Source organism: Microbispora sp. KK1-11 (assembly GCF_006874435.1).
In the GTDB taxonomy this organism is placed as follows: domain Bacteria; phylum Actinomycetota; class Actinomycetes; order Streptosporangiales; family Streptosporangiaceae; genus Microbispora; species Microbispora catharanthi.
In genome coordinates, this window is sequence record NZ_VIRJ01000029.1 from 1 (window position 1) to 16,665 (window position 16,665).

The window sequence follows — 16,665 nt, forward strand, 5'->3', positions numbered from 1 at the left end:
ATCGCCTCCACCACCCCCGCCGCCAACCCACCCTCAGCGAACTTCTCCCGCACCCGGGGCAGACGCGCCAACTCCACCGCCAAGGTCAGCAGACGCCCAGCCCCCGCGACGCTCATCCCCGCGGCGGTGCGCAGCCAACTACGGGTGGAGGCATGCCCATGCTGCTTGGCCTGCCCCGCACCATGCACCCGCCCCACCCGATCCGCCAACGCACACGTGATCCGATCCCGCGCGAACAGCAACTCCTCAGCCTCAGCAAGACAGATATCCGCATCGTCCGGCAACGGCGCCAACGCCAACGCCTGCGCCGAGTCACGAAGAGAACCCACCAGCACCCACGACGACCGGCCCTTCTCCCGGCTGTCCCGACCGGCGGCGGGCGCGCCGTCGCTGGTGTCCTCGCCGCCCGTGAGCCCGCTGTCGGTGCTGCTGTCGGTGCTGCTGCCGGTGCTGTGGTCGGTGGTGCCGGCAGCGTCGCCGAGGATCGGAAAATGCTCGCGGGCGAGCGAACCTTCGGATGACCACAGCGGGGAATCGGCCGTCAGCTGATCCCACCAGCCCTCATCCGTCTTATTCGTACGACGAGGGCGATCAGGATCCAGATCGAACAGATCCATTACACCCCCTCCGTCAATTCGAAAACCTGTGTGAATTTTCTCATCACCGCAGGTCGTCGAGCAACCGGACGAAGCGATTAGCTGGAGTTACAGGTGGGAGGCGAGGGTGAGGTCAGGGCCAGGTCCTGGCGGTTGCGGCGAAGACATCCGGGTCGCTCGCCACGGGAAGGACGCAGACCAGTTGGCCGCCGGGTACGCGCAGCACATGGCAATCCAGCCAACGCGCCACCTGCGTGGCGCCGAGAGCGGTCAGCCGTGCGGTCTCGGCCTCGACGTCGTCGGTCTCGATGTCCAGGTGGTATCGGGGTGCGCCGTCGATGGCCTGTACGGCGACGGTGAGCCCCGCAATCGCCTCGTGCAGCGAGATGAACTGCGGCTCCTCGGGATCGACCCGGGTGGGAACGCCGAGGGCGGCGGACCAGAAGGCCGCGGCCTCGCCGGCCTCGTCCTCGGGGGAGTCGATCAGAATGGCGTAGACGCGGCTCCGATGCATGCCCACACACTAGGACAGCAAGATCGGGCCGCGGCGGGCGTGATGATTCACCAGAGGGGCAGGCCGCTGCTCAGCCCCAGTGGTCGCCCCAGCCCCACAGGTTGGGGCCGAGAGCGGCCGCCTGGTCGTCCTGCTCCACGCCGAACCGGCCGCGGAAGAACAGCATCGGACGCTGCTCGATGTCGACGGTCTCGAGCTCGCGCACATGGCCGATGATCACGTCGTGGTCGCCGGCGACGTGCACGTCGCGCACATCGCCGTGGACACGCAGCAGCACCTGCCGCAACGCCGGAGTGCCCCAGCGCGAAAGGTCCCAGTCGAGTCCCGCGAACTTGGCGCCCTTGCTGGAGCCGAACCGGCCGCAGAGGTCGACCTGGTCCTCACCGAGGACGTTCACGCAGAAGCGGCCCGACTTCCTGATCCGCGGCCAGGCGCGGCCCTTGTGGTCGGCACAGAAGAGGATCAGCGGCGGTTCGAGGGACACCGACGCGAACGACTGGCAGGCGAAGCCCACCGGTTCGCCGTCGTCGAGGCCCGTGACCACGGTCACGCCGGTCGCGAACATGCCCAGCGCGCGCCGGAACTCGGCCGGCGTCGGCGGCGCCGCCTCGGTGAACTCGGGGTCGGCGGGTGCAGCGGTCATGGACTCACCTCGCGTGCGTGTCTGTCGGTGCCTCAGGTAACGAACTTACAAACCCCCTCGTGGGCGGATCGCATGGGGATCCCGGTCAATGGAAGCCGCGTACGGGCGGGGTCACGGTCCGAGCAGGTCACCGGGCCTGCCCGCCCCGGTCTCGCTCATCGGGATGATCGCCCTGTTCGCGGCGTCTGTCCAGTTAGCGTCACGGAATCCGACACTCCTGCGATTCGGGACGGACGATGACGGAGCTGACCTACGAGTCGACCCTGCGGGAACTCGCGACCGATCAGGGCGTACTGCGCTACCACGAGGCCGGACAGGGCCCGCCGCTGCTGCTTCTGCACGGCTCGGGCCCCGGGGTCACCGGCTGGCGCAACTATCGCGGCAACCTGGCGACGTTCGCCGAGCACTTCCGCTGCCTGGTGCTGGAATTCCCCGGATTCGGAGTCAGTGACCCGACCGACCAGCATCCGATGGCGGCCGCGAACGGCGCGGTGATCCGCTTCCTCGACGGGCTCGGGCTCCAGCAGGTCGACGTGATCGGCAATTCGATGGGCGGGATCGTGGGCACGCAGGTGGCGCTCGCCCACCCCGACCGGGTCCGCCGCCTCGTGACCATCGGCGGCATAGGCCGCAACATCTTCAGCCCCTCGCCGGGCGAGGGCATCAAGCTCCTGATGGAGTTCACCGAGGAGCCCACCCGCGAGCGGCTCGTCCAGTGGCTGCACTCCATGGTGTACGACCCGGCCCTCGTCACCGAGGAGCTGATCGAGGAGCGCTGGGCGCTGGCCACCGAGCCGGAGACGCTCGCCGCCGCGCGGCGGATGTACGGCAAGGCCGCCTTCGCCGCCGGTCAGAAGGCCGCCGCGAAGTCGGACGCGCCGCCCTACTGGGCCATGCTGCACGAGCTGAAGGCCAGGACGCTGATCACCTGGGGCCGCGACGACCGGGTCAGCCCCGTCGACATGGCGCTCCTGCCGATGCGGACGATCCCTGACGTCGAGGTCCACGTGTTCCCCAACTGCGGCCACTGGGTGATGATCGAGCAGAAAGCCGCATGGGAGAGCGTCGTGCTGGCCTTCCTCACCAGGAAGGACGAGCCGTGACCACCTGGGATGAGGAGTTCGACCTCGTCATCGTCGGCAGCGGCGGCGGAGGCATGGCCGCCGCGCTGACCGCGCACGACAGCGGGCTGTCGTGCGTCGTGGTCGAGAAGGGTGCCAAGTTCGGCGGCAGCACCGGCATCTCCGGCGGCGGGATCTGGATCCCCAACAACCCGACCCTGCGGGCGAGGGGGCACGACGACAGCCGTGAGTCGATCCGCCGCTACCTCGACCTGCTGACCGAGGGCCGCGTCCCGGCCGCCAGGCTCGACGCGTACGTCGACAACGGCCCGGCGGCGATGGAGTTGCTCGAGAAGAGCAGGTGGATGCGGTTCTTCTGGGTGAAGGGCTACGCCGACTACCACCCGGAGTACGAGGGCGGCCGGCCGCTCGGCCGGTCGATCGAGGCCCTGCCGTTCGACACCCGCAAGCTGGGCGAGGACGAGAAGTACCAGCGGCCGAACAGCATGAAGGGCCCGCTCGGCCTGTGGATCACCGCGAAGGACTATCACGACCTGGCCATGGTCAAGCGCACCTGGCGCGGCCGCTGGGCCTCGGTCGTCGCGGCCTGGCGGGTGTCGTCGAACGTGATCCGCCGCCGTCACATGGCCACCGGCGGGCGCGCCCTGGTCGCGCGGCTGCGGATGGCGCTCAAGGACGCGGGCGTCCCGCTGTGGCTGAAGACGCCGATGACCGACCTCGTCACCGACGACGACGGGGTGGTCACCGGCATCGTGGCCCGGCGCGAGGGCACGACGATCCGCGTCCGCGGCCGGTACGGCGTGCTCCTGGCGACCGGCGGCTTCGACCACAACGCGCAGTTGCGTGAGAGGTATCTGCCGGAGGGCGCAAAGCCCGACTTCGGCATGGGCGCCAGGGAGAACACCGGTGACGGCATCCTGGCCGGTGAGCGCGTCGGTGCCGCCCTCGACCTGATGGACGACGCCTGGTGGATGCCGGCCGTACGGCATCCGGCGGGGGCGACGATCCCGCTGGTGTCCGAGCGGTGCATCCCGCCGTCGGTCATCGTGTCGGGGGACGGGCGGCGGTTCACCAACGAGTCCGCGCCGTACGTGAACTTCGTGCACGAGCAACTGGCCGGCGGGCACGTCCCGGCCTGGTTCGTGATGGACGCCAAGGCGCGGGCGCGTTATCCGTTCGCGCAGATCCTGCCGGGCATGCCGATTCCCCAGGAGTTCTACGACCAGGGCATCGCGTTCCGGGCCGGCACGATCGCCGAACTGGCGGGGAAGATCGGCGTTCCGGCGAACGCCCTGGCCGAGACCGTCGAGCGCTTCAACGGCTTCGCCCGCACGGGCAAGGACCTGGACTTCGGCCGGGGAGACAGCGCCTACGACCGCTACTACGGCGATCCCACGCTGAAGAACCCCAACATCGACGTGATCGACAAGGCGCCCTACTACGCGTTCCGCATCGAGGTCGGCGACCTCGGCACCAAGGGCGGCCTGGTGTGCGACGAGCACAGCCGGGTGCTGCGGGCAGACGGCGCGCCCATCGAGGGCCTGTACGCCACGGGCAACACCTCGGCGTCGGTGATGGGCAACGAGTACGCCGGCCCGGGGGCCACGATCGGCCCGTCCATCGTCTTCGGCTACATCGCCGCGTGCCAGGCGGCCCTGCGGGCGCGTACGACGAGCACGGCCAGGACGTGACCGCGGTGGCAGAGGCGACTGCGGCCGAGACGACGCAGCCGGGACCACTCAGGGTGCGGGTGGTGGAGGTGATCCGCGAGACCGCCGACGCCCACTCGCTCGTGCTGGAACCCGCCGGGGGAGACGCGGCCAGGCTCGCCTACAAACCCGGACAATTCCTGACGATTCGGGTGCCCACCACGCGGCCCGAGGGTGCGGCGCGCTGCTACTCGCTCAGCAGTTCACCGGTGTGCGACGACAAGCTGAAGGTGACGGTGAAGCGCACCCGGGGCGGCTACGGGTCCAACTGGATCTGCGACAACGTCGCGGAGGGCGACGTGCTGGAGGTGCTGCGGCCCTCGGGACTGTTCACCCCCGCCTCGCTCGACGAGGACCTGCTGCTGCTCGCGGGCGGCAGCGGCGTCACGCCGGTGATGTCGATACTCAAGTCGTGCCTGCGCGGCGGGACCGGCGCGGTCGTGCTCGTCTACGCCAACCGGGACGAGAGCTCGGTGATCTTCCGGGACGAGCTGGTCGCGCTGGCCGCCGAGCACGGCGACCGGCTGACGGTCATCCACTGGCTGGAGTCGGTGCAGGGCCTGCCGACCGCGGCGGGCCTGGCCGGCCTGACCCGGCCGTACGCCGGGCGGCAGGCGTTCGTCTGCGGCCCCGGGCCGTTCATGGATCTGGCCGTCGAGGTCCTGACCCGGCAGGGGACGCCGCCGGAGCGCGTCCACGTCGAGAAGTTCGAGTCGCTGACCACCGACCCGTTCGCGGAGACCGAAGTGGTGCTCGACTCGGCGGGTCCCGCCGGCACGGTCGAGGTCGAACTCGACGGCGAGACGCGGACCCTGGCCTGGCCGCGAGGCAACAAGCTGCTCGACGTGCTGCTGCAGGCCGGGCTGGACGCGCCGTACTCCTGCCGCGAGGGCTCGTGCAGCGCGTGCGCGTGCGTGCTGCTGGAGGGCGAGGTCGAGCTGGAGCACAACACGGTGCTCGACAGGCAGGACCTCGCCGACGGTCTGATCCTGGCCTGCCAGGCGATCCCGCTGAGCGGCCGGCTCAAGGTCACCTACGACGCCTGAGCCATGTCGGTTTCGGCGCCTCCGGCGCCGGTGCCGGAGCAGACCGGCTCCCACTCAGCGGGAGACGGCCGGGCGGCACGGCGGCCGTGACGCGACCCTTTGACCATCAGTAGGACACGAGGGAGGACCCCGATGCTGAACGAGGCGCTGCGGGCGGACGCGGCCGGGCGGCTGCGGGCGGCCGAGCGGGACCGGGCGCCGATCGAGCCGCTGACCGGCACCTACCCGGACATCGACGTGGTGGACGCCTACGAGATCCAGCTCGCGAACATCCGCGGGCGCCTGGCGGCCGGGGCCCGCGTGTACGGGCACAAGGTGGGGCTGTCCTCCCCGGTGATGCAGCGGATGATGGGCGTGGACGAGCCCGACTACGGCCACCTGCTCGACGACATGGTGCTGGCGCAGGACGAGCCGATCGAAACGGGGCGATACTGCTACCCCCGGGTCGAGGTCGAGATCGGCTACGTGCTCGGAGCGAGCCTGCCCGGCGAGGACTGCACCGAGGAGGATGTGCTCGCCGCGACCGAGTACGTCGTGCCGAGCATCGAGCTGATCGACAGCCGCATCACGGACTGGCGGATCCGCCTGGCCGACACCATCGCCGACAACGCGTCCTCCGCCGGGGTGATCCTCGGCGACGCCAGGGTGAGCCCGAAGGGGATGGACCTGGCCGACATCGAGGCCGTGCTGTACTCCGGGGACACGGAGATCGCGCGGGGCAACACCAGCGCGGTGCTCGGGAACCCCACCACCGCCGTGGCCTGGCTGGCCAGGAAGGTCGCCTCGTTCGGGGTCAAGCTCGAGGCCGGGCACGTCGTCCTCCCCGGGTCCTGCACCAGGGCCGTGGACGTGCGCCCCGGCGACGTCTTCCGCGCCGAGTTCGCCGGGCTCGGCTCCGTGTCCGCTCGCTTCGAATAATCCGGATAAGAGGACTTCCATGAGTAAGGCGACCGCCGCGATCGTCGGCTCGGGCAACATCGGGACCGACCTGATGTACAAGCTGCTGCGCTCGGCGCACATCGAGCCGCGCTGGATGATCGGCGTGGACCCCGACAGCCCCGGGCTGAAGCGGGCCGCAGACAATGGGCTGATCACCTCGGCCGAGGGCGTGGACTGGCTTCTGGCGCAGGACGAGCGGCCCGGCATCGTCTTCGAGGCGACCTCGGCGTACGTGCACAGGGAGAACGCGCCGAAATACCGCGAGCTGGGCATCCAGGCGGTCGACCTGACCCCGGCCGCGCTCGGGCCCGCCGTGGTGCCCGCCGTCAACCTCGGTGCCCACCTCGACGCCCCGAACGTCAGCCTGATCACCTGCGGCGGCCAGGCGACGATCCCGATCGTCCACGCCGTCTCGCGGGTCACCGAGGTCGCGTACGCGGAGATCGTGGCCAGCGTGGCCTCTCCGTCGGCCGGTCCCGGCACCCGCGCCAACATCGACGAGTTCACCAAGACGACCGCGCGCGGCATCGAGACGATCGGCGGCGCCGCGAAGGGCAAGGCCATCATCATCCTCAACCCGGCCGAGCCGCCGATGCTCATGCAGGACACGATCTTCTGCTCGATTCCCGTCGACGCCGACCGGGACGCCGTCGCGGCCTCGATCAAGGAGGTCGCCGCCGATGTCGCGTCGTACGTGCCCGGATACCGGCTGCGGACCGAGCCCCAATTCGACGACCCGACGGCGGTCAGCGGCGGGCTCGCCCGCGTCGCGGTGTTCGTCGAGGTCGAGGGCGCGGGCGACTTCCTGCCGCCCTACTCCGGCAACCTCGACATCATGACGGCCGCCGCCACCAAGGTCGGCGAGGGCTTCGCGCAGCGCATCCACGCATAAGGAGATCGACCATGCCCTACAGCGCCGACCTCGACATCAGGGTCACCGACTCGTGTCTGCGGGACGGCTCGCACGCCAAGCAGCACCAGTTCACCGTCGAGCACGTGCGGTCGATCGTGGCCGCGCTGGACGACGCGGGCGTGCCGGTCATCGAGGTGACGCACGGCGACGGCCTCGGCGGCTCGTCGTTCAACTACGGATTCAGCCACACCCCGGAGCAGGAGCTGATCAAGGCGGCGGTGGCCACGGCCAAGCGCGCGAAGATCGCGTTCCTGATGCTGCCCGGTGTCGGCGTCAAGGACGACATCCGCGAGGCGGCCGACAACGGCGCGAGCATCTGCAGGATCGCCACCCACTGCACCGAGGCCGACGTCTCGATCCAGCACTTCGGGCTGGCCAGGGAGCTCGGTCTGGAGACGGTCGGGTTCCTGATGATGTCGCACAGCCGGCCGCCGGAGGTCCTGGCCGAGCAGGCCCGGATCATGGCCGACGCCGGCTGCCAGTGCGTGTACGTCGTCGACTCGGCCGGGGCGCTGATCATGGAGCAGACGACCGAGAGGATCGCCGCGCTCGTGGCCGAGCTGGGGGACGACGCCCAGGTCGGCTTCCACGGCCACGAGAACCTCGGGCTCGGGGTGGCCAACTCGATCCTCGCCGTACGGGCCGGGGCGAAGCAGATCGACGGCTCGGTGCGGCGGTTCGGCGCCGGCGCCGGCAACACGCCGCTGGAGGCCTTCGCGGCCGTCACCGACAAGCTCGGCATCCGCACCGGCATCGACACCCTCAAGATCATCGACGCTGCGGAGGACGTGGTCCGTCCGATCATGGACGGTGAGTGCCTGCTCGACCGGCTGACCCTGACGATGGGCTACGCGGGCGTCTACTCCAGCTTCCTCAAGCACGCCGACCGTCAGGCGAGGAAATACGGCGTGTCCGGCGCCGAGATCCTCGTGGAGGCCGGCCGCCGCAAGCTCATCGGCGGACAGGAAGACCAGCTCATCGAAATCGCGGTCGCCCTCGCGGCGAAGAAGTGAGAAAAGCCATGGCCAACCCGGTACTCGAAGCGATCACACAGCGCGCCGACGAGATCAGCGCGCTCGGCCCCTCCAACGAGGCGCTGTGCCGGCTGGACGACCAGACGGCCAAGGTGCTGCGGGAGGCCGGCGTCATCCGGATGCTCCAGCCGAAGACCCACGGCGGCTTCGAGTTCCACCCCCGCGACTACGCCGAGACGATCATGAAGATCGCCGGCCTCGACGGGTCGACCGGCTGGGTGGCGGGCGTCGTGGGCGTGCACCCCTGGGAGATGGCGTTCGCCGACCCCCGCGTCCAGCAGGAGATCTGGGGCGAGAACCAGGACACCTGGATCGCCTCGCCGTACGCGCCGATGGGCATCGCCCGGCCGGTCGACGGGGGCTACATCTTCAACGGCCGCTGGCAGTTCTCCTCGGGCACCGACCACTGCGACTGGATCTTCCTCGGCGGCATGCTCGGCGACGCCGAGGGCAAGATGGCCCAGCCGCCGGCCTCGCTGCACCTCATCCTGCCCAGGTCCGACTACGAGATCGTCGAGGACTCCTGGAACGTCGTGGGACTGCGCGGCACCGGCAGCAAGGACATCATCGTCAGGGACGCGTTCGTCCCCGACTACCGGGTCATCCCGTACAACAAGGTCGTGGACGGCAGCCAGGCCAAGGAGGCCGGGCTGACCAACCCGCTCTACCACCTGCCGTTCTCCGCGGCGTTCCCGCTCGGCATCACCGCCTCGGTCATCGGAATCGCCGAGGGCGCGCTCGCGCACCACATGGCGTACCAGAAGGGCCGTGTGCAGATCACCGGCACCAGGATCAAGGACGACCCGTACGTCCTGTACGCGATCAGCGAGGCGGCCGCCGAGATCGCGGCGGCGCGGGCGGCCCTGCTCGACAACGCCTCGCGGATGTACGACATCGTGGCCTCCGGCCGCGAGGTGACCTTCGACGAGCGGGCCGTGGGCCGCCGTACCCAGGTCCAGGCGGCCTGGCGCGCGGTGCGCGCCATGGACGAGATCGTGGCGCGGTCGGGCGGCAACGCGATGCGCGTGGACAACCCGATCCAGCGCTTCTGGCGGGACGCCCACGTCGGGCTGGCCCACGCGATCCATGTGCCCGGCTCGGTCTTCCACGTGTCCGCGCTGACGCAGCTCGGCATCGAACCGCCGCACGGGCCGATGCGCTCGATGATCTGACGTCTGTCGCGCCTCGCGCCGGCGAGCGTGCCGGAGGCGATGCCGTCAGGACTGGGCGAACATCTGGTCGTAGACGCCGGAGTGCCGGCGGCCCGCCATGAAGCTCAGGAACCGGCGGACGAACTCGCCCCGGGTCAGCCGCTCGCCGGCGTCGCCGACGCCCGGGTCGTGGTCGAACGCCGTGCGGAACAGAGCCTGGTACTCCCGCGCGTCGATGACCTGGTCGTCGTCGGTGTCGGTGACGTCGAACAGGACCTCGGCGATCCTGATGAGGGCGGAGCCGGCCATGGCGGCGGCGGCCGTGGCGTACTCGTGGCCGGTGATGCGTCCGTCGCCGTCGGTGTCCAGCTCTTTCTGCAGCTCGCGCCACCAGTCGGCGAAGGCGGCGAACAGGCGGTCCTCGTCCTGGGTGTCCAGGTCGAGGCGGGTGGCGATCTCCCTGGCCATCGCGGCGAGGTCGGGCCAGTCGAGGTGGCCGTCGCCGGTCTGGTCCAGGACTTCGGAGAAGAACCGCGAGGCGGAGCGCACCGTCGAGTCGCCGGCGGTCGCCGGTTCGGGGTCGGGCGTGAGGAGGCGCAGGAGCGCCCCCGCTTTCGACACACCACGGCGTAGCCCGGTCAGCGCGCCCAGCCCGGTCAGCGCGTCGCCGTTCCGCTGCGGGGCGTACGCCGGGTCGAGCATGGTCATGACCGTGTCGAGCCGCGTCCACGCCTCCGGCAGCACCCGGGTCGCGAGCCGGGTGGACAGGTAGGCGGCGTGCATCAGCGTGCGCGTGCCCGGCACCTCGGCGAGCCCCAGGCGGGCGCGGAGCGACTCGGGCAGCGACGCCACGACGATCGCGGTGGCGGCGGGACCGGCGAGCGCCCTGCCCGCCGCCCACACGGCCGGCCGGTCGCGGAGCAGCGGGGGAGCGGGCACCTGCGCGAACAGGCGATCGAGGATGACGTGGACCGCTTCGGTGTTCTCCAGCCGCTCCTCGACGACGGACGCGTAGTAGCGCCAGAACTCCCGCAGCGTGGGCGGAAGCTTGCCGCCGTAGGGGTCCATCAGGGCGAGGAACGACTGGAACTCGGCGTACAGCCGGTCCAAGGCGGGGCCGTCAAGAGACTCGCCGCTCAACCGGCACATCGTGACCGTGGACTCGAACAGCGTCGCCACCACCCAGGCGCGTGCCTCGGAATCCGCGGCGTTGAACGGGCGGCCCTCGGCGTCGGTGCCGGTGATGCGCGCGTGCAGGCGGTTGAGCCGGGCCGCCTCCCGCTGCCGCACCCGCGTGTCGGGGTCGACCATCCGCTGGGCGCTGAGCACGGTGTTGCGCAGCCGACGCCACGGGTGCGCGACGAAGGTCGAGTTGGTGATCAGCGCGGCGCCGATCTGCGGGTGCGCGGCCTCCAGGACGATGGCGCGGGTCGCCACCAGCCCCCAGCGCGTCTGCCGGGTCAACTCGTGGAGCATCGATCCCGGGCCGAGCGGATCGGCGTCGGTTCCGGCGGCTGCGGCGTCGCTCATTGACATCCCTTTCCTGTCGGGGCCGGTGCCTGTACGGCGCCGAACCGGCGGTCGCGCCGTCGGTAGACCTCCAGGCATTCCCAGAAGTGCCCGGCCCGGAAGTCCGGCCACAGCACCCGGGGGAAGACCCATTCGGCGTACGCCACCTGCCAGAGCATGAAGTTGGAGATCCGCTGTTCTCCGGAGGTGCGGATGACCAGGTCCACCTCCGGCATGTCGGGGTGGGGCAGACGGCGGGCGAAACTCTCCTCGGTGACCTGCTCGGGCGGCACCCCGTCGCGGATCAGCGACCGGGCGGCCTCGACGATGTCGCGGCGACCGCCGTGATCGAACGCCACCGTCAACGTCATCCGGCGGTTGTCGCGGGTCAGCGCCATCAGGTCGGCGATGTCCCGGGCCAGCGCGGGCGGGATCCGTGGGTCGGTGACCCCGAGGAACCGGCAGCGGATCCCGCGTGCGTGCAGTGACAGGGCGTGCTTGCGGACGGCGCGCCGCACCAGTCGCAGCAGGACGTCGACCTCGGCCGCCGGGCGCCGCCAGTTCTCTGTGGAGAAGGCGTACAGGCTCAACCACTCGACACCGGCCGTGTGGGCCGCCTCGATGACATCGATCACCGCGGCCTCGGCCGCCCGATGCCCCTCGGTGCGGGGCAGCGACCGCTGCGCGGCCCAGCGGCCGTTCCCGTCCATGACACAGGCGACGTGACGAGGGATGCCTCTCACCCCACCCGCCCCGACGACATCGCGACCACGACGCAGACCCCCAAGTGAATCCCTCCGGGGACGGACTCTTTCACAGAATGTGACGCGGCGAACACTAACCGTTGGTATTCACGGCCCTTACTTGCCAGGCCGGGGTGGCTCGGGGCGTTATCTGTCCAGGTAAAGACATGTTTTGTCCTGTTTACACCATTCTGGTGGTGTGTGTACCTTTAGGGCACACGGCCTGGGTACCGGCAGACTTCCGCCGTCATATCCCTTGCCGTGGCGTTGCCCGGACCGCGCGATGATCGCGCGGCCGCCGAATCCGCGTCATGTGGAGCCGGGGACCCACTCTCTTCGGGGTGAATCGGCGCGCAGGCCCCCAGATGCGCCCGTAGGGCACTTCCTGCCCGAACCCGTCAGCTAACCCGGTAGGCGGCATGGAAGCAAGGAGTCAACCCCGCATGTCCAGCCATCGGCTCTCCCCCGGGAGCCGGCCCTCCCGCCGGCGCCTGCGCTCCGCCCTCGCGGCGGCGACCCTCGCGGCCTCGGCCGTCACCGCCACCGTCACGGCGGCCGTCGTCCTGCCCGCCCCGGCCTACGCGAACCCGCACACGTACGGCCAGGACGTCTCCGGCTACGAGGCCGACCACGACTGGATGAACAGCCGCGCGCAGTTCGGCTTCATCAAGGCCACCGAGGGGACCTCCTGGGTCGACTCGTCCTTCCCCCGCCACTGGCGGGAACTGGCCAAGAAGGGCATCGTCCGCGGCGTCTACCACTTCGGCCATCCCTCCAACGACCCCATCGCCGAGGCCGACCACTTCCTCAAGGTCGTGAACGCGCAGCCGAGCAAGCCCGGCGACATCCTGGTCCTCGACCTGGAGGCCACCGACGGCGAGTCCGTCGAGCACGTCAACAAGTGGGCCAAGACCTGGCTGGAGTACGTGACGGCCAAGACCGGCACCAGGCCGATGTTCTACAGCGGCTGGAACTTCGCCGACGAGTACGGCCACGGCCTCGGCCAGTACCCCCTGTGGGTGGCCCACTACAGCAAGGCCCCTGGCGACATCACGCCGCCCGCCGACTGGAAGTCCTGGGCGATCCACCAGTACACCGACTCGCCCATCGACCAGAACGTCTCCGCGCTGACGCCCGCCCAGTTGCGCGCGCTCGGCCGGCCGTAGCCGCACGGGCCCCGGGGCGGGGCGTCCCACCCGGCGTCCCACCCGGCGTCCCACCCCGGGGCCCATGCCGGCCGACCAGGTCGGTCAGACCACCGCGCCGGAGCCGTCGCGCCGCGCGGGCCTGGCACGCGGGGCGGCGGGAACCGGTGGCGGCTTGCTGGTGCGCCTCTCCAGCGCGATCGCTGCCGGTCCGGCCACGAACGACGACGACAGCGTCCCCACGATGATGCCGATCAGCAGGGCGACGGCGAAGTCGCGCAGCGAGTCGCCGCCGAACACCGCCAGCGCCGCAAGGATGAACAGCGCACCGAGCCCGGTGTTGACCGTGCGCGGCACGGTCTGCAGGATCGCGGTGTTCACCACCCGGCCGAACGGCTCCCCGCGCCGCACCGGCCACAGCTCGCGCACCCGGTCGAAGAGCACGACCTTGTCGTTGACCGAATAACCGATGATCGTGAGCATCGCGGCCAGGAACACTCCGTCGATCGGCTTGCCCATCCAGGCGAACGCTCCGACGACGACGGCCGCGTCCACGAACAGCGCCGCCACGGCCGCCGTGCCGAACGTCCACCGGAACCGGAACGCCAGGTAGACGAGCTGCGCGGCGAGCGCGACGGCGAGCGCGATGAGCGCGTTGCGGCGCAGCTCCTCGCCGAGACTCGGCCCGATGAGCTCGTCACGCTGCTTGGTGACCTCTCCCACGCGCCGGTCCAGCGCCTCCTCCATGCGGACCACGTCGTCCGCGCTGATCTGCCCGGTACGTACCGAGATCGCGTCGTCCGACCGCTGCACGACGGCCGAGGGGAAGCCGGCGTCCGCCACCGCCTGCCTCGCCGTGGCGACGTCGACCGGCCTGCTCGTGCCGAACTCCACGATCCGGCCGCCGGTGAACTCGACGCCGTAATCGAGCCCACGCGTGACCAGCCCGGCACCCGCCAGCACGAGCAGCCCGGCCGCTACGGCGAGCCACAGCCGCCTGCCGCGCATCAGGTCCGGGTCGCGCCGGGTCAGCCAGGTCCTGACCCGGCCGATCGAGCCGATGCCGGACGCCCGGGGGCCGATCCTGTCGATCAGGGCGGCGGTGAGCACCCGGGTGATCAGCATCGCCGAGACCAGCGAGGCGAGCACGCCGATGGCCAGCGTCACGCCGAAGCCCTTCACCGGCCCGGAGGCGAGCCAGAACAGCAGCCCCGCGGCGAGCAGGGTGGTGATGTTGGAGTCGGCGATCGCACTCCAGGCGTTCTTGAAGCCGCGGTCGAGGGCCGCCCTGAGGCCCCGGCGGGGCGCCTCGCCGTACTCCTCCCTGGCCCGTTCGAAGACCAGCACGTTGGCGTCCACCGCCATGCCGATCGCCAGGACGAACCCGGCCAGGCCGGGCAGCGTGAGCGTTGCTCCCATTGCCACGAGCCCGGCGTACGAGATCAGGCCGTAGCAGGCGAGCGCGACCGCGGCCAGCACGCCCACCAGCCGGTAGACGACGCCGATGAACACCGCGGTCAGGATCACCCCGACGACGCCGGCCTTGGCGCTCGCCGCGATGGCGTCGGCGCCGAGGGTCGGGCCGACCGTCCGCTGCTCGACCAGATCCAGCGGCACGGGAAGCGAGCCGCCCTTGATCAGCACCGCGAGGTTCTGCGCCTCCTGCGGGGTGAACGACCCGGTGATCTGCGTGGTGCCGCCGGGGATCCCCGCGTCGCAGGCCACCGAGTCGGACACCTGCGGCGAGGAGATGATCTCGTTGTCGAGGACGATGGCGACGCGGCGCTTGTGGTCGCCCACCGGCGCGCAGGCCGCCTTCCCGGTCAGCTCCCGCCAGGGGCCGGGCTCTTTGAAGTCGATCGTGACGAACCAGCCGGGCCCCATCTGGGGGTCGCTGCGCGCGGCGGCGTCGGTGACGCCCGCCCCGCTGAGGGCGACCGGGCCGAGCTTCAGCCTCTGGCCGCTCTCGTCGGCGACCGCGTCCTTGTCGCCGTCATCGGCGGGACCGAGCACCGGGTGGAAGTTGAGCTGCGCGGTCTTGCCGATGACCGCGGCGGCCTCGCGCGGATCGAGCACGCCGGGCAGTTCGACGATGATCCGCCTTTCGCCGGAGCGGACCAGGGTGGGATCGACGACTCCCAGGGCGTCCGCCCTGCGCCGGAGCACGTCGAGGGCACGGTCGGTGGCGTCGGCGTCCGCCTTGACCGTGGGGGAGTCCTTCGTCTCGAAGACGAGCTGGGTGCCGCCGCGCAGGTCGAGGCCGAGGCGCGGGGCCATGGTGAGGGCGAGCAGAAGTGAGGTCGCGATGACGGCGAGCGCCGCCACCGCGCGCCACAGGGGCGCACGGGACATGAAGCCTCCACAGGCGTACGAGTGGGAAAGGTCTCAGTACGCGGTGGAGGGAGGAGCGCGGGCCGTGGCGGCCCGGCGCGGGCACTGGGCGGGCGGGCCGTCGTGGTACGGCCCGGCCCGGGTGACCCGGGTGCCGCCGCGCGGCGCCGCGGGGTTGGGCAGCACGACCGGCCCGCCGGACGCCCCGGGGCCGCCCGTGCCCGCCTGGACCCGGGGCAGGTCGCCCTGGGACGGCCGCGTCGCGTGCGCGGGAGGGCAGATCCGCGTGTCCGTGAGCCTGGCGCCGTCACGGGCCGGAGACCAGGCGAGGTGAGGGCCGGCGTTGACATGGGCGCTGCGGATGCCGGCGGCGCGATACGGCGTATCCAGCGCGGACGCGGACGCCGGCACGCCGCCGGAGGTCAGGAAGATCGCGTGCAGCAGGAGCAGCAGCGCGGCGGTCAGCCTGTGTCGCACGAGTCTTCCCTCCCTCCCACGTAGCCCGGTCTTCCGGCCACCGTAGCGAGTTCCGCGCGCGGGTGCCGCATGCCGCGGCGGCGAAGGGGGAACGGAAAACGCACCCGGGCGGACGGGAACCGCTCCGGGATGCGGGGTACGCACAACGAATGGCGGAAATCGGGCAGGGACCGATGGGGAGAAACGGGCAACGGGAAACGCGGATGACCGTTTCGCGAAGGTGGGTTATGGTCGGTCTCATGGCGACCTCACGACGTGGCACGTGCGGGTCCACCGCCTTCACGTTGGTGGTGGGCCTGCTGATGCTTGCCCTCGCGCTGGTCGCCTCCACGCCCGCCTGGTATGGCGGCGATCCCGCCCAGCGCACGCCGCAGGCCGCCGCCGAGGTGTGGACGCCGGGGGCGTGGACGCCGCAGTCGGCGACCCTGCCGTCGGGCGCCGCCGGTCCCGAGCACCTGCCGTTCCCGTCCCGGCCGCGCAACGCGGCGGCCGCGCCGGCGGCTCCCGTCTCCGCACCGGTGCACGCCCGGCACCACGAGGACATCGTCCTCAGCCCGCAACAGACCGGGCATCGCACCGCCGGCTCGCGCAGCCCACCACAGTCCGTGTGACCCGAGCCCGCTCGGAGCGCGCCGGAACCGCGGCACCGTCCCGGTCCTCGTCGTCGCGCGCCTGACCCGTCCCCGGCCACGCCGGCCCGGCGCGTCGGGCGATCGGCGACGTGACCGCTGACGCGGTGCCCGCTTTCGCGCACCCGCACCCCGCCATACCGCCCCGGCCGCGTCGCGCCCCGGCGTCGTGGCGCGCGCCCGGGCCGCCCTCCGAGCGCTTCG

Annotated in this window: 16 protein-coding genes and 1 riboswitch; of the genes, 9 read left to right on the forward strand and 7 right to left on the reverse strand. The window is 71.2% G+C overall.

Going from position 1 to position 16,665, the window contains the following annotated elements:
• The 3 genes from FLW16_RS32230 to FLW16_RS32240 all read right to left on the reverse strand — a co-directional run.
• Positions 1-617, reverse strand: a 617-nt coding sequence (locus FLW16_RS32230) for a hypothetical protein (RefSeq protein WP_221891393.1), incomplete at its 3' end; no start/stop codon positions are given.
• A 112-nt stretch (positions 618-729) separates the two neighbouring features.
• Positions 730-1,110 carry a VOC family protein gene (locus tag FLW16_RS32235; RefSeq protein WP_142563907.1) on the reverse strand — a complete coding sequence of 127 codons (381 nt, stop codon included), beginning with the start codon at positions 1,108-1,110 and terminating at the stop codon, positions 730-732.
• 70 nt (positions 1,111-1,180) lie between these two features.
• Positions 1,181-1,753: a flavin reductase family protein gene (locus FLW16_RS32240; RefSeq protein WP_142563908.1), complete on the reverse strand. Its 573-nt coding sequence runs from the start codon at positions 1,751-1,753 to the stop codon at positions 1,181-1,183.
• A gap of 236 nt (positions 1,754-1,989) precedes the next feature.
• Between FLW16_RS32240 and FLW16_RS32245 the strand changes: the two genes are divergently transcribed.
• The 7 genes from FLW16_RS32245 to FLW16_RS32275 all read left to right on the forward strand — a co-directional run bounded on the left by FLW16_RS32245 (position 1,990) and on the right by FLW16_RS32275 (position 9,648).
• Positions 1,990-2,856, forward strand: a complete 867-nt coding sequence (locus FLW16_RS32245) for an alpha/beta fold hydrolase (RefSeq protein ID WP_142563909.1) — start codon at positions 1,990-1,992, stop codon at positions 2,854-2,856.
• Positions 2,853-4,526 carry an FAD-binding protein gene (locus FLW16_RS32250; protein WP_260615811.1) on the forward strand — a complete coding sequence of 558 codons (1,674 nt, stop codon included), beginning with the start codon at positions 2,853-2,855 and terminating at the stop codon, positions 4,524-4,526. The genes FLW16_RS32245 and FLW16_RS32250 overlap by 4 nt, the downstream gene beginning before the upstream one ends.
• Positions 4,478-5,590 carry a ferredoxin--NADP reductase gene (locus FLW16_RS46035; protein WP_312847170.1) on the forward strand — a complete coding sequence of 371 codons (1,113 nt, stop codon included), beginning with the start codon at positions 4,478-4,480 and terminating at the stop codon, positions 5,588-5,590. The genes FLW16_RS32250 and FLW16_RS46035 overlap by 49 nt, the downstream gene beginning before the upstream one ends.
• Before the next feature lie 132 nt (positions 5,591-5,722).
• Positions 5,723-6,508, forward strand: coding sequence for a 2-keto-4-pentenoate hydratase (locus tag FLW16_RS32260; RefSeq protein ID WP_142563911.1), 786 nt, complete (start codon positions 5,723-5,725; stop codon positions 6,506-6,508).
• A 19-nt stretch (positions 6,509-6,527) separates the two neighbouring features.
• Complete coding sequence (locus tag FLW16_RS32265; protein WP_142563912.1) at positions 6,528-7,421, forward strand: acetaldehyde dehydrogenase (acetylating); 894 nt, start codon at positions 6,528-6,530, stop codon at positions 7,419-7,421.
• 11 nt (positions 7,422-7,432) lie between these two features.
• A complete protein-coding gene (gene dmpG / locus FLW16_RS32270; protein ID WP_142563913.1) occupies positions 7,433-8,455 on the forward strand; it encodes a 4-hydroxy-2-oxovalerate aldolase in 1,023 nt (340 codons plus the stop codon).
• An 8-nt stretch (positions 8,456-8,463) separates the two neighbouring features.
• Positions 8,464-9,648, forward strand: coding sequence for an acyl-CoA dehydrogenase family protein (locus FLW16_RS32275; protein WP_142563914.1), 1,185 nt, complete (start codon positions 8,464-8,466; stop codon positions 9,646-9,648).
• Positions 9,649-9,693: 45 nt separating this feature from the next.
• On the opposite strand, the gene FLW16_RS32280 is transcribed toward FLW16_RS32275, so the two are convergent.
• Together FLW16_RS32280 and uppS are read right to left on the reverse strand one after the other, a co-directional pair.
• Positions 9,694-11,157, reverse strand: coding sequence for an oxygenase MpaB family protein (locus FLW16_RS32280; RefSeq protein WP_142563915.1), 1,464 nt, complete (start codon positions 11,155-11,157; stop codon positions 9,694-9,696).
• Complete coding sequence (gene uppS, locus FLW16_RS32285; RefSeq protein WP_142563916.1) at positions 11,154-11,879, reverse strand: polyprenyl diphosphate synthase; 726 nt, start codon at positions 11,877-11,879, stop codon at positions 11,154-11,156. The genes FLW16_RS32280 and uppS overlap by 4 nt, the downstream gene beginning before the upstream one ends.
• Before the next feature lie 286 nt (positions 11,880-12,165).
• Positions 12,166-12,311, forward strand: a riboswitch (cyclic di-AMP (ydaO/yuaA leader).
• Between the two features lie 11 nt (positions 12,312-12,322).
• Here uppS and FLW16_RS32290 point away from each other — a divergent pair.
• A complete protein-coding gene (locus FLW16_RS32290; protein ID WP_142563917.1) occupies positions 12,323-13,045 on the forward strand; it encodes a glycoside hydrolase family 25 protein in 723 nt (240 codons plus the stop codon).
• 84 nt (positions 13,046-13,129) lie between these two features.
• Here FLW16_RS32290 and secD read toward each other — a convergent pair whose 3' ends face one another.
• Both secD and FLW16_RS32300 read right to left on the reverse strand, forming a co-directional pair.
• Positions 13,130-15,376, reverse strand: coding sequence for a protein translocase subunit SecD (gene secD / locus FLW16_RS32295; protein WP_142563918.1), 2,247 nt, complete (start codon positions 15,374-15,376; stop codon positions 13,130-13,132).
• A gap of 33 nt (positions 15,377-15,409) precedes the next feature.
• Entirely contained in the window at positions 15,410-15,832 is a 423-nt protein-coding gene (locus FLW16_RS32300) for a hypothetical protein (protein ID WP_142563919.1), read from the reverse strand.
• Between the two features lie 239 nt (positions 15,833-16,071).
• Between FLW16_RS32300 and FLW16_RS32305 the strand changes: the two genes are divergently transcribed.
• Positions 16,072-16,443 carry a hypothetical protein gene (locus FLW16_RS32305; protein ID WP_142563920.1) on the forward strand — a complete coding sequence of 124 codons (372 nt, stop codon included), beginning with the start codon at positions 16,072-16,074 and terminating at the stop codon, positions 16,441-16,443.
• The last annotated feature ends 222 nt before the right edge of the window (positions 16,444-16,665 follow it).

Bases quoted from the DNA above. Each gene is read 5' to 3' on its own strand.
- FLW16_RS32280 (WP_142563915.1), bottom strand. From the start codon at position 11,157: ATGAGCGACGCCGCAGCCGCCGGAACCGACGCCGATCCGCTCGGCCCG.
- FLW16_RS32245 (WP_142563909.1), top strand. From the start codon at position 1,990: ATGACGGAGCTGACCTACGAGTCGACCCTGCGGGAACTCGCGACCGAT.
- dmpG (WP_142563913.1), top strand. From the start codon at position 7,433: ATGCCCTACAGCGCCGACCTCGACATCAGGGTCACCGACTCGTGTCTG.
- FLW16_RS32235 (WP_142563907.1), bottom strand. From the start codon at position 1,110: ATGCATCGGAGCCGCGTCTACGCCATTCTGATCGACTCCCCCGAGGAC.
- FLW16_RS32265 (WP_142563912.1), top strand. From the start codon at position 6,528: ATGAGTAAGGCGACCGCCGCGATCGTCGGCTCGGGCAACATCGGGACC.
- secD (WP_142563918.1), bottom strand. From the start codon at position 15,376: ATGTCCCGTGCGCCCCTGTGGCGCGCGGTGGCGGCGCTCGCCGTCATC.
- FLW16_RS32240 (WP_142563908.1), bottom strand. From the start codon at position 1,753: ATGACCGCTGCACCCGCCGACCCCGAGTTCACCGAGGCGGCGCCGCCG.
- FLW16_RS32290 (WP_142563917.1), top strand. From the start codon at position 12,323: ATGTCCAGCCATCGGCTCTCCCCCGGGAGCCGGCCCTCCCGCCGGCGC.
- FLW16_RS32305 (WP_142563920.1), top strand. From the start codon at position 16,072: ATGGCGACCTCACGACGTGGCACGTGCGGGTCCACCGCCTTCACGTTG.
- FLW16_RS32260 (WP_142563911.1), top strand. From the start codon at position 5,723: ATGCTGAACGAGGCGCTGCGGGCGGACGCGGCCGGGCGGCTGCGGGCG.
- FLW16_RS32275 (WP_142563914.1), top strand. From the start codon at position 8,464: ATGGCCAACCCGGTACTCGAAGCGATCACACAGCGCGCCGACGAGATC.